The 12,338-nt window shown below is 42.5% G+C and carries 13 protein-coding genes; 11 read left to right on the forward strand and 2 right to left on the reverse strand.

Annotated elements, in window-relative coordinates:
* Positions 1–249 precede the first annotated feature (249 nt).
* Genes KJS58_RS05180 through KJS58_RS05200 form a run of 5 tightly spaced genes read left to right on the forward strand, consistent with a single transcriptional unit; the run spans position 250 to position 4,124 of the window.
* Complete coding sequence (locus tag KJS58_RS05180; RefSeq protein WP_213531125.1) at positions 250–909, forward strand: DUF561 domain-containing protein; 660 nt, start codon at positions 250–252, stop codon at positions 907–909.
* A gap of 17 nt (positions 910–926) precedes the next feature.
* Positions 927–2,087 (forward strand): glycine oxidase ThiO, encoded by a 1,161-nt coding sequence (gene thiO / locus KJS58_RS05185; protein ID WP_213531126.1) that lies wholly within the window; start codon positions 927–929, stop codon positions 2,085–2,087.
* A gap of 17 nt (positions 2,088–2,104) precedes the next feature.
* On the forward strand, positions 2,105–2,281 hold the full coding sequence (gene thiS / locus KJS58_RS05190) for a sulfur carrier protein ThiS (protein ID WP_249716930.1): 177 nt from the start codon (positions 2,105–2,107) through the stop codon (positions 2,279–2,281).
* Between the two features lie 2 nt (positions 2,282–2,283).
* Positions 2,284–3,051 carry a thiazole synthase gene (locus KJS58_RS05195; protein ID WP_213531753.1) on the forward strand — a complete coding sequence of 256 codons (768 nt, stop codon included), beginning with the start codon at positions 2,284–2,286 and terminating at the stop codon, positions 3,049–3,051.
* The gene (locus KJS58_RS05200; protein ID WP_283771246.1) at positions 3,048–4,124 is read left to right on the forward strand and encodes a thiazole biosynthesis adenylyltransferase ThiF; all 1,077 of its coding nucleotides are present in this window, start codon (positions 3,048–3,050) and stop codon (positions 4,122–4,124) included. The genes KJS58_RS05195 and KJS58_RS05200 overlap by 4 nt, the downstream gene beginning before the upstream one ends.
* 81 nt (positions 4,125–4,205) lie before the next feature.
* On the opposite strand, the gene KJS58_RS05205 is transcribed toward KJS58_RS05200, so the two are convergent.
* Complete coding sequence (locus KJS58_RS05205) at positions 4,206–4,850, reverse strand: thiamine diphosphokinase (protein WP_213531130.1); 645 nt, start codon at positions 4,848–4,850, stop codon at positions 4,206–4,208.
* 146 nt (positions 4,851–4,996) lie between these two features.
* Here KJS58_RS05205 and KJS58_RS05210 point away from each other — a divergent pair, with 146 nt between their 5' ends.
* Together KJS58_RS05210 and KJS58_RS05215 are read left to right on the forward strand one after the other, a co-directional pair.
* Positions 4,997–5,656, forward strand: a complete 660-nt coding sequence (locus tag KJS58_RS05210; RefSeq protein WP_191799474.1) for a trimeric intracellular cation channel family protein — start codon at positions 4,997–4,999, stop codon at positions 5,654–5,656.
* A 22-nt stretch (positions 5,657–5,678) separates the two neighbouring features.
* Positions 5,679–6,140: a low molecular weight protein-tyrosine-phosphatase gene (locus tag KJS58_RS05215; protein WP_213531132.1), complete on the forward strand. Its 462-nt coding sequence runs from the start codon at positions 5,679–5,681 to the stop codon at positions 6,138–6,140.
* Positions 6,141–6,229: 89 nt separating this feature from the next.
* Here KJS58_RS05215 and KJS58_RS05220 read toward each other — a convergent pair whose 3' ends face one another.
* Positions 6,230–6,964: an alpha/beta hydrolase gene (locus KJS58_RS05220; protein ID WP_213531133.1), complete on the reverse strand. Its 735-nt coding sequence runs from the start codon at positions 6,962–6,964 to the stop codon at positions 6,230–6,232.
* A 257-nt stretch (positions 6,965–7,221) separates the two neighbouring features.
* Here KJS58_RS05220 and pdhA point away from each other — a divergent pair, with 257 nt between their 5' ends.
* The 4 genes from pdhA (at position 7,222) to lpdA (ending at position 12,173) form a co-directional block, all read left to right on the forward strand.
* Positions 7,222–8,289, forward strand: a complete 1,068-nt coding sequence (gene pdhA / locus KJS58_RS05225) for a pyruvate dehydrogenase (acetyl-transferring) E1 component subunit alpha (protein WP_213531758.1) — start codon at positions 7,222–7,224, stop codon at positions 8,287–8,289.
* A 151-nt stretch (positions 8,290–8,440) separates the two neighbouring features.
* The gene (locus tag KJS58_RS05230; protein ID WP_160031907.1) at positions 8,441–9,421 is read left to right on the forward strand and encodes an alpha-ketoacid dehydrogenase subunit beta; all 981 of its coding nucleotides are present in this window, start codon (positions 8,441–8,443) and stop codon (positions 9,419–9,421) included.
* A gap of 30 nt (positions 9,422–9,451) precedes the next feature.
* Positions 9,452–10,753, forward strand: coding sequence for a dihydrolipoamide acetyltransferase family protein (locus KJS58_RS05235; protein WP_213531135.1), 1,302 nt, complete (start codon positions 9,452–9,454; stop codon positions 10,751–10,753).
* Between the two features lie 4 nt (positions 10,754–10,757).
* Positions 10,758–12,173, forward strand: a complete 1,416-nt coding sequence (gene lpdA / locus KJS58_RS05240) for a dihydrolipoyl dehydrogenase (protein WP_160031905.1) — start codon at positions 10,758–10,760, stop codon at positions 12,171–12,173.
* Positions 12,174–12,338 lie beyond the last annotated feature (165 nt).

The following is a 12,338-nucleotide window of genomic DNA, read 5'->3' on the forward strand; positions in this document are numbered from 1 at the left end:
GACGTATTGAACAAAGTATATGGCTAAGTAGATGTTAAGGCGAAGAGAATTTCCTTCCTTCTTGCTTTATATATCACTTTAGTGAATGCTCATTTTCAATTCCGCCTAACCAAACCACTCCTTACGAGGAGTGGTTTTTTTGCGTTCATTGCAACTAGTTATCAGCAAGAACAGTTTCATACCAAATGTAAACTGCTAGATGAAAGCGTTGGGGTATGGTCTCACAGTGAAATTGGAAGGAGGGTTCGCTTGCCTAAAAAATGGATTGAATTTCATGTAATTTCCTCTCCGCAGATGAATCATGACTTAGAACGAAGCCATTTTACAGAGATCTGGCCGTATGTAACTTCATTACATCTACGGAAGAAGGAAAGTACTTACGAAGAAATGGAGAAACTCATACATCGGTTGCTAGAGCTAAAGATACCTGCGAATAAGTTGACCCTTAACCGTCAAACCAAACTTGCGCTTACATACCAAACAGGAGCTCTTCATGTGGGAGTGCAAGAAGTAAGTCTCGCTTTGAAAAATTCACTATACAAAGAAGGACTTACAGATTCAAGAACTAAACGAGCTATAAGACTTGGTGTCTCTGTCCATTCACTGGAAGAAGCGAAGATAGCTAAAAAAGAGGGAGCAGATTATATTTTTTACGGGCATATGTACGCTTCTCGTAGCAAACCTGGCATGCCTCCAAAAACACTTTCTTCCCTTCGAGAGATTTGTAATGTGATTAACCTGCCTGTTATCGCTATCGGTGGAATTACACCCTCGCGGGTTGAAGAACTGATGCTCTCAGGTGCAAGTGGGATTGCCGTAATCTCCGGAGTATTACATTCAGAAGATCCGCTGGAAGCAGTCTATACTTATAGAAAAGAACTAGATAAGTATGGGGATATCAAGGAGTAGGGAATGGAGGTAAATAGGTGACTGTGAATAGATTAGATCAGACAAATAAACGGAATTCGGAAGTGCTTGTTATCGGAGGCGGTGTCATCGGTTCTGCTATAGCCTACTACTTGTCATGTGATGGAATGGATGTAACCCAGCTGGAAGGTGCCCATCAGGCAAATGGCGCTTCTGGTCATGCGGCGGGTATGCTTGCAGCAGGGCTTGAGCATTTTTCATCAGAAGAACTTAGGAGATGGGCTCAGCGCAGCCAGCAGCTTATGGGACCATTAATTGATGATCTAAAGCTACACAGTGAAATCAATGTAGCCATGAATGGATCAGGCTTTGTTGTCCCCTTTATAAAAGATAGGAAACCTGGAGAAGAATTCTCAGAAACTATAGACCCCGCAAAGCAGAAACACTGGTGGGACAAGAGTAAACTTCAAGATGAAATCCCAGGTATCACTGGGAATGCAGAAGGTGCTTTATTTTATCCAAAAGAACATCAACTGTTACCAGCTGAGTTAACCAAAGCCTATATCAAAGGTGCACAAAAGAATGGAGTTGCTTTTATCGATCACTGCTACGTTTCAAGGCTGCTGCTCGAAAATGACCGCGTTACTGGAGTAGAGACGAATCAAGGCATTTATAGAGCAGATAAAGTAGTGGTTGCGGCAGGACTTGGCAGTGATGCAATCTTGGGGTCCATTGGTATTGAACTGAACACCTTTCCTGTAAAAGGTGAAATGGTAGCCCTATCAATGAACAGTGAAACTTTACGTTATACGATCTATACTCCTGATGTTTACATTGTTCCAAAACCAAATGAGGAAATTTGGATCGGTGCCACGAGTATTCCTTACGGAAATGATCATAAGGTAAGTGCCTTTGGGCTGAATACCCTTTTACATAAAGCAACAGGCTTGGTTCCTGGCATAGAAGAAGCTGCTTTTCTGCGCACATGGGCAGGCCTAAGGCCACAAACAATAGATGGATTACCGTACATAGGAGCGTATTCTGAAGTTCAAGGCTTGTATCTTGCTGTAGGTCATTACCGAAATGGGATTTTACTTAGTGCAGTTACAGGAGAGACGATGAGCCGCTTGTTATCTGGAGAAACGGAAGATGAGATCGGTATTAGGTCCTTTTCAGCAAGCCGGATTATAAAGGAGAGGAGGGGAATTTATTGCTACTAAGAGTAAATGGACAGCACATGCAAATAGAAGAGGATCAATTAAGTGTCAAAGATTTGCTGGAGTCACTAGACCTTGGCGTAAAGACCGTTGTTATTGAATGTAACGAACAAATTTTGACGAAAGATATGCATCCAAATACATTGCTAAAAGATGGAGATCATATTGAAATTGTACATTTCGTAGGAGGGGGATAATGATGTTAACGATAGGTAAATATAATTTTCATTCTCGGCTATTGCTCGGAACAGGTAAATTTGAGAATCTGGATGTACAAGGAAAGGCAGTTGAAGTTTCAGAAACAGAGATTCTTACGTTTGCAGTACGCAGGCTTAATTTGGATAAGAAAAACGAAGCTCATTTTCTAGACCAGCTCGATCTCACGAAATATACATTATTGCCTAATACAGCAGGTGCAAAAACCGCCGAGGAAGCTGTACGAATTGCAAGGCTCGCGAAAGCTTCAGGTCTATGTGATATGATAAAGGTTGAAGTCACCCAGGATGAACGAACACTGCTTCCTGACCCATTAGAAACGGTAAAAGCATGTGAAATCCTGCTTACGGAAGGCTTTATCGTCCTTCCGTATATATCGGATGATGTCATTCTTGCCAAAAGACTTGGAATGATGGGTGTCCATGCACTTATGCCTGGAGCGTCACCTATTGGTTCTGGACAAGGCATTAATAACCCAAGAGCACTTGAATTTATTATAGAACAAGCGGCTGTCCCTGTTATCATTGACGCAGGAATACGTTCACCTCGCGATGCGGCGTATGCCATGGAACTAGGTGCGGATGCGGTGCTTCTAAATTCAGCTGTATCTGGCGCAGGCAATCCGGTCGTGATGGCAGAAGCGATGAAATATGCAGTCTGGGCAGGAAGGAAAGCATACGAGTCCGGGATGATTCCCGTGAAACGGTATGCTGCAGCAAGCAGTCCGCTGGAAGGGATGTTTGAAAATTGAACAAAGAAGTTTTTTCTACTCATAAAAACGAAGAAAAGATAGAAGCTCAGCATCATGAACGATACTCAAGGCAGGAGCTTTTTACTCCGTTTGGAGCCGAAGGTCAGAAGAAATTAATGGACAGCCATGTGCTTATTATCGGTGCGGGTGCACTAGGCACAGGGATCGCTGAGACGCTGGCAAGAGGAGGCGTAGGTCACCTTACGATCGTGGACCGCGATTATGTGGAGTGGTCTAATCTGCAAAGACAGCAGCTGTATAATGAAGATGATGTGAAACAGCGGCTTCCAAAAGCGGTGGCAGCCCAGAAACGGCTGCAGGCTATTAACTCTGAAATTACCATTGATATTCATGTTATGGATGCAGGGATTGATGAACTAGATGAATTGATCGAGGCTGCAGACTTAGTTATGGATGCGACTGATAATTTTGATACAAGGCTTATTATTAACGACCTGGCTGTGAAATATGGTACTCCATGGATTTATGGGGGCTGTGTTGGCAGTTACGGAATTACCTATACCTTTATTCCCGGCAAGACCCCGTGTCTAAATTGTCTGCTGGGGGAAGTTCCGCTTGGCGGGGATACATGTGATACTGCGGGGATCTTACCTCAGACGGTACAGATGGTAACGGCTAATCAGACAATGGAAGCCTTTAAATGGCTGAGTGGAAATGATGATGCGATGCGTAAAAAGTTATTATCTTTTGATATGTGGCGCAATGAATATACATCGATTGGTGTAGATCGAGCTAAAAATCCTGCATGTCTTTCTTGCGGAGCGGAACGCACATATCCCTATTTAAATGCTGCTAATAACGATAGGTCTGAGGTGTTGTGCGGACGGGATACGGTACAAATACGGCCTGCTCGTAAATTAGAGTGGGATCTGGAGCAGGTTGCAGAGCGCCTTCGCAGACTGAATCAAGGCAAGGTAGAGAGCAATCCTTTCCTGATTTCTTTTCAGCTGGATGCGCAGCGGATGGTTATTTTTAAAGACGGGCGGGTTCTCGTACACGGTACAAAAGATAAAGCGGCTGCAAAAACGTTGTATCATCGTTATTTCGGATAATTCTTATTAAATAGCATTCATCAAAAAAACCATTCACAGTGCTGTGAATGGTTTCTATTTTTACATGTGAATTATCTGTAATTACTCATCTTTACTCTGAATAACCAAGAGTAATCCTTCTTTTATGGTTATGGTTCCTGTTTCATGCAGCAGCCGATTACTGATCCCAAGAGATTCACCAATAGAGAGTACGGCATCATGAAGTGTGTACATAAATCCTTCGAGTGTTATTCCTGTAACCTCATTTGACAGAGGGATGAGTGATACATAAGGAAAATCATTTCGCGAAACGACATGTACCGAATCTGTTACTGATATACGATTATGTCGATTCCGGATTGAACACGTAATGCCGCGCTTCAACACTTTAGACAGAATCTGAATATTAGCGAGTGTATGGTCCAGTCTTGTTCCGATTGCGCCCAAAATGATAATTTCCCCAGGCTCCATTTTTATTGCATATTCTAAAGCCAATTCAGTATCAGATAAATTTTTGTTAATCGGGTCACAACTAACAAATTGTTTGCTGCTCTGCTGTATTTTACGAAGCTGCTCCTCTGTTACCGAATCAAAGTCTCCTGCGGAGAGATCAGGTGTAATTCCATGCTGAACCAGGAACCATGCCCCATAATCAGCACCAATGACGGTGTCTCCCGGCTGTATTTCTTTGATATCACTTTCTTCGAGTGAGCCTCCCGTAAAAATAATTACTCTTCCTATAGTCATTCTGGCACCTTCTTGAATGTGAGTTCATTACTATCCTTGAGTATATAGGACATTTTCTTGTTGCACAATCTGCCAAAAGTCTTCTACAATGTAAAAAGTGTGTTAATAAAATGACTTATAAGGTGAGGTTAGAAGCCGCAGTGGATATGAGTGTTTTTGAAGTGTTCAGTATTATAGGAACGATTGCTTTTGCGATGTCGGGAGCTTTTGTTGCCATGGAGGAAGATTACGATATCTTAGGCATTGTGGTACTCGGATTGGTGACGGCCTTTGGCGGGGGCGTAATCCGGAACGTTCTTATCGGAGTTCCTGTTACAACGCTCTGGAGTCAGGGCACCTTAATTATGCTTGCACTTATTTCTATTGCGATTGCCTTTGTACTGCCTATTCCATGGATTGGTCATTGGAAAAAAACAGAGATGTTTTTTGATGCGATTGGGTTATCTGCTTTTGCTATTCAGGGTGCGCTTTATGCTACAAAAATGAATCACCCGATCAGCGCGGTTATAGTAGCAGGGGTTCTGACCGGTATTGGCGGTGGTATTATTAGAGATTTGCTCGCAGGACGGAAACCGATGGTCTTAAGAGATGAAATTTATGCGGTGTGGGCAATCATGGCGGGACTTCTTATTGGACTGGGTATGACGAACAGTACAACGAGCCTGCTCATTCTTTTTACAGTAGTTGTTATGCTGAGAATGCTATCTGTGCACTATAAATGGAAGTTGCCTAGAAGATCTCTAAGACCAAGTGAAGAAGTGATATTAGAGGCTGGTGCTAACAACCATCAAACGAAAAGTTTATAAGGGTAGGAGATAGGAGAGAGATATGATACACGTTTTGTTTGTCTGTTTAGGTAACATATGCAGGTCGCCGATGGCGGAGGCGGTACTGCGGCATAAAATTGCAGCTCGTCATCTGGATGGTAAAATAGCAGTGGATTCTGCAGGCACGGGGGATTGGCATATCGGTAAACCTCCTCACGAAGGAACAAGCTCATTACTAACTTCTAAAGGAATCACATATGAAGGTATGACCGCGAGACAAGTGAAAGAAGAAGACTTTGTTACATTTGATTATATTATTTGCATGGATGATTCAAATGAACTCAATCTTCGCAAACTACGGGGCGCGGAAAATGCCAAGATTATAAAGTTTATGGATCTGCTTCCTGATGAGCAGGTTAGAGAAGTACCGGATCCTTATTACACAGGCAATTTTGATGAAGTGTACCGGCTTATTGATCTTGGGACGGAAGTATTGTTGAAGCAAATTATAGAAGAAAATTAACATGAAAAAGCCGGCTCTGTGAGCCGGCTAATATCATGATTTTAATGAAAGCGATATCATTAGGTCTGTATGAGTTGGTTTACCAGAAATCATCCTTTATTTAGGAAGTGAACTAGTGCATCCGGCAATTCATTTTGCCAGAAACCCCATTGATGCTTACCGTCTTTTTCAGCATAAGTTACCGCAGCACCTCGATCTTCTAAAAGTTTGCGAGTTTTTCGGTTTAGATCTACAAAATCATAAACGCCCGTATCGGCTTCGAAATCTCTTTCTTGCAGTCCGACAATCATCCAAATTTTAAGCCATGATAAATCGTTTGCTTGCGCGTAGATTTCCTGCGACTCTTCATAAAAAGCACCAGACATACTGATGACTTTGCTAAACAGGTCTGGATACATCAAGGCCAAGTGCAGCGATACACTTCCGCCAAGCGAATCGCCAGCCAGAATACGTTCGTCTTTAGAGCGGCGAACCGGATATTTTGCTTCGATGAAAGGAATAATCTCTTCTGCAAAAGCAGTAGTGTACTTATCAAACAGGCTGCCAAAAGGAGCATATTCCTGCGTTCGAACTTTCACATTAACTTCGACACCGACGATAATAAAAGGTTCAATGCCTTCATCAAGAATAAGGCGGTTTGCCGTTGTAGCGATCCGGCCAAAGTTAAAAAATTCTTCGCCATCCTGACAGTAAACAACAGGATAACTTAATAATTCATTGTAACCAGGCGGGAGATAAATGCGAAGATTACGTGTTTCATTCAAAAATTGACTGAACATTTCTTCTTTTAAGATGGTTCGTTTTAAATATCGAGAATCCGTCATGATTTGTCACCTTTTTCGTTTATTTTTGCAATCATCTTAACAATAAGATAAGATTAAACGTAAGTGCTTACGTTGTACAAGCAATGATTCTAGCATGAAGCTGTTATACCAATTTATCATACCTGTTATATAAACAAAAAAAGACAAAAGTTAAAAAAATCAACGTTTATCTTTGACGTATGTACCAAAACAGGTGTATAATAATTCTATAACAGCGGAACTTGATATTCAAATTTTTTGTTGAGGTGAAGAAAAAAATGAGCAAGGTTCCTTACGAAGTATATACAGAGGAAGTAGAAGCTCTTTCTGTATTGTCTCCAGACGGTGAAATCGTTAATAAAGAGATGATGCCAGAGCTTTCCGATGATCAATTGAAAGAAATTATGTACCGTATGGTATTTACACGTACTTGGGATGATCGCGCAGTTAACCTGGGCCGCCAAGGACGTCTTGGATTCTACGCACCAGTATCTGGTCAAGAAGCTTCCATGATCGGTAGTGAGTTTGCACTTGAGAAAGAAGACTATGTAGTACCGGGTTACCGTGATATTCCGCAACTCGTATGGCACGGACTTCCACTTTATCAAGCATTCTTGTATTCCCGCGGTCACCAACACGGTGGTCAAATTCCAGAAGGCGTAAACGTAATGATGCCGCAAATCATCATTGGTGCACAAATTCTGCATGCAATGGGTATTGCAATGGGCTTCAAATTGAAAAACCAAAAGAATGTTGCAATCACTTATACAGGTGATGGCGGTTCTTCTGAAGGTGACTTCTACGAAGGTCTTAACTACGCAGGTCGTTTCAAACTGCCAGTTATTTTCTTTGTACAAAACAATGGTTATGCCATTACAACACCTTTCGCGAAACAAACAGCTGCTCTGTCTATCGCACATAAAGCAGTTGCAGCAGGTATCAAAGGCATTCAAGTTGATGGAATGGACGTTTTCGCAGTAATCGCCGCTGTTAGAGAAGCTGCAGAACGTGCTCGCAACGGAGAAGGCGCAACTTTGATCGAAGCTTTGACATATCGTTACCGTCCGCACTCCTTGTCTGACGATGCTTCTAAATATCGTACGAAAGACGAAGAAGGCGAATGGAATGAAAAAGATCCAATCAATCGTCTTGCTAAATACCTTGAGAAAAAAGGTCTTTGGACTGAAGAAGATACAGCTCGCGTGAAAGATGAAGCGAAAGCGAAAGTGAACGAAGAAATCAAACGCGCTGAGAAAACAGAAAAAATGACAATCTCTGGTCTGATCGACAGTATGTTCGAACACACACCAAAACATATGGAAGAACAAAAAGCAGATTTCGAATAATTTCGAAATTCGGTAAAGGCTTTTTATAGAAGTGTTTGCCACAGAATTTGTGGCTGGACCCTGATCCTTGTAACTGCTTGTACATATCAAGCTGACAAAGGTCGCTGGGTGGTCATAGGAACTGTTAAATGTTTAAGGAGGAAATGAAGCAATGGCACAAATGAACATGAAAGAAGCGATTCGCGATGCAATGCGCGTAGAGCTCAAACGCGACCCGAATGTCCTGGTTTTCGGTGAAGACGTGGGTAATGTCGGCGGTGTATTCCGTGCGACTGAAGGTCTTCAAAAAGAATTTGGCGAAGAACGTGTATTCGATACACCGCTTGCTGAGTCTGCGATCGGCGGTCTTGCAGTAGGTCTTGGTGTTACAGGTTTCCGTCCTGTTGCTGAAATTCAATTTGTAGGATTTATCTTTGAGGCACTTGACCAAATTGCGGTTCAAGCTGCACGTATGCGTTTCCGTTCAGGCGGTCGTTACAACTCCCCAATCGTGTTCCGTACACCTTTTGGCGGCGGCGTAAAAGCAGCTGAACTTCATACAGATTCTCTGGAAGGTTTGCTTACGCAAACTCCGGGTATTAAAGTAGTAGTCCCATCTAACCCTTATGATGCAAAAGGTCTTTTGATCGCATCTATTCGTGATAACGATCCTGTATTCTTTATGGAGCATTTGAACCTCTACCATGCGTTCCGTGCTGAAGTACCTGAAGAAGATTATGTGGTTGAACTTGGTAAAGCGAATGTTGTTCGCGAAGGTTCTGATGTAACCATCATTACCTACGGTATGATGGTTCATACTTCTGTGAAAGCTGCAGAAGAACTGGAAAAAACAAAAGGTATTAAAGTAGAAGTTATCGATTTGCGTACAATTAGCCCAATCGATATCGATACAATCTTGGCATCTGTTAAGAAAACAAACCGCGCAATCGTGGTTCAAGAAGCTCAAAAGAGTTCTGGAGTAGCTGCTGAAGTCATTGCACAAATCAATGAAAAAGCAATTCTACACTTGGAAGCTCCTGTTCTTCGTGTTGCGGGTCCAGATACCGTATATCCATTTGCGCAAATCGAAGACGCTTGGCTTCCTACACCTAATCGCATCATTGCAGCAGTGAACAAAGTACTCGAATTTTAATTAGGGATTTAAACTAGGGAGGTAATACAAGTGGCAAAATTTAATTATAAATTCCCTGAACTTGGGGAAGGTCTTCACGAAGGCGAAATCATCAAAATGCACATCAAACCAGGTGATAAAGTTACTGACGACGATATCATCATGGAAGTTCAAAACGACAAGGCAGTCGTAGAAGTACCTTGCCCTGTTAACGGTACAGTTCAAGAAGTATTCGCAAAAGATGGCGACATCTTTAATGTTGGCGCAATTGTAGCAGTAATTGATGCTGAAGGCGAAATTCCTGAGCAAGACGAAGAAGAAGCTTCACAAGAAGCAAATGCTGCACAAGGCGGAGCAGACACTACAGATTCCCCTGCAAGTGACAGCCCAAGCGAAGCAAAAGAAGGCGGAGAGCAAGGCGTTTCCACAGCTTCTAGCAAAGAAGTTTTGGCAACACCTAGCGTTCGTAAATTTGCTCGTGAACAAGGTGTGGACATCTCTGAAGTTACGGGAACTGGCAACAACGGTAAAGTAACAAAAGAAGATGTAGAAGCATTCAAAAATGGCGGCGGTAAAGCAGCAGCAGCTACTCCTGCTAAAGAAGAAGCACCAGCAAGTGCTCCTGCAGCAAGCGCTGGCGTTAGCACTCGTGCGGAAGAAGAGCGTGTACCATTCAAAGGAATCCGTAAAGCAATTTCTAATGCAATGGTTAAATCTGCGTACACAGCACCTCACGTTACAATCATGGACGAAGTAGATGTAACTGAACTTGTTGCATTCCGTACTCGCATGAAACCAATCGCTGAGAAAAAAGGTACAAAAGTAACTTACTTGCCATTTATCGTGAAAGCACTCGTTGCAGCAACTCGTGAGTTCCCTGTAATGAACGCGATGATCGATGAGCAAACAAATGAAATTGTATACAAAAAATACTACAACATCGGTATCGCTACAGATACAGACAACGGACTTATTGTTCCTGTAATTCATGATGCAGATCGTAAGAGCATCTGGATGATTGCTGACAGCATCCGTGATCTAGCTGCACGTGGTCGTGACGGTAAATTGTCTGCTAACGAAATGAAAGGCAGCACAATTTCTATCTCTAACATCGGTTCTGCTGGCGGTATGTTCTTCACTCCGATCATCAACTTCCCAGAAGTTGCAATTCTCGGAACTGGACGTATTAGTGAAAAAGCAATCATTAAAGATGGTCAAGTAGTTGCAGCTCCAGTAATGGCTCTGTCCTTAAGCTTTGACCACCGTATTATCGATGGTGCTACAGCACAAAACTTTATGAACTACATTAAATCCCTGCTCGCTAATCCCGAGTTGCTGGTAATGGAGGTATAATAATATGGTAGTAGGCGACGCTTCTCTCGATATTGATACTCTAGTCATTGGTGCAGGCCCTGGTGGTTATGTAGCAGCAATTCGTGCGGCTCAGCTTGGTCAACAAGTTTTGATCGTTGATAAATCAGAACTCGGCGGCGTATGTTTGAACCGTGGTTGTATCCCTTCAAAAGCATTGATCTCAGCAGCTCATGCTTTTGAGAATGCAAAACACGCTGATCAATTCGGCGTAACTGCAGAAAACGTAAAAGTGGACTTTGCAAAAACTCAAGAATTCAAAAACGGTGTTGTTAAAAAGATGACTGGCGGCGTTAGCGCTCTTCTTAAAGGCAACAAAGTTGAAGTTTTCAACGGTGAGTGCATGTTCATTAACGAAAACGAAGCGCGTGTATTCAATGATCATGAATCTCCGCGTTACCGTTTCAAAAACGCAATTATTGCAACAGGTTCCCGTCCAATCGAACTGAAACCATTCCCATTTGGCGGACGCATTCTGTCTTCTACAGAAGCTTTGAACCTGCAAGAAGTACCAGCTAGCATGATCGTTATCGGCGGCGGCTACATTGGTGCTGAGCTTGGTCAAATGTACTCCAAATTCGGAACGAAAGTAACTATCATCGAAGGTATGGATACTGTACTTCCTGGATTTGATAAAGACATGACGAACCTTGTTGCGAAAAACATGAAGAAAACAGGCATCGAAATCGTAACAAACGCAAAAGCAGAATCTGCTGAGCAAACGGATAAAGATGTAACTGTTAAATATAGCGTTAACGGCGAAAGCAAAGAAGTTACTGCAGAATACCTGCTTGTAACGGTTGGTCGTCGTCCTAACACGGATGGTGAGCTTGGTCTTGACCTGATCGGTGTTGAAACTGACGAGCGTGGTTTTGTTAAAGTTGATAACCAAGGCCGCACAAACCACAAACATATCTTCGCAATTGGTGATATCGTAGCAGGTCTTGCACTTGCACATAAAGCTTCTTACGAAGGTAAAGTAGCAGCTGAAGCGATTGCTGGAATGCCTTCCGTAGTGGATTACAAAGTAATGCCAGCGGTAGTATTTACAGATCCTGAATGCTCCAGCGTTGGTTACACTGAAAAAGAAGCGAAAGAAAAAGGATATAAAGTTAAATCCGGTAAATTCTCTTACGCAGGTAACGGTCGTGCCGTTTCCCTTGGACATCCTGAAGGTTTCGTGAAGCTTGTTGCTGAAGAAGACACAGGAATCGTACTAGGCGGACAAATCGTTGGTCTGGAAGCTTCTAACTTGATCGCTGAAATCGGTCTTGCTATCGAAATGGGTGCTACCCTTGAAGATATCGCATTGACTATTCATGCGCATCCAACACTTGGTGAAATCGTGATGGAAGCATCCGAAGTGGTTCTGGGTCATCCAATCCACACAATGGTTCGCTAATCTCTTACGAGTTTAAGTAATTCATTTAAACAGCATAGTTTGCTTTGGAGGCAAGAGGCGGTCATTCGTCTTCTTTGCCTCTTTTTTTTTGCTGAAACGAAAGTGGTTCACGTATTCACGTGTGAAAATTGTGATAATATGAAGAAGTAATCATTATGTTTTAAA

The organism is Paenibacillus sp. J45TS6, assembly GCF_018403285.1.
Taxonomy (GTDB): domain Bacteria; phylum Bacillota; class Bacilli; order Paenibacillales; family Paenibacillaceae; genus Paenibacillus.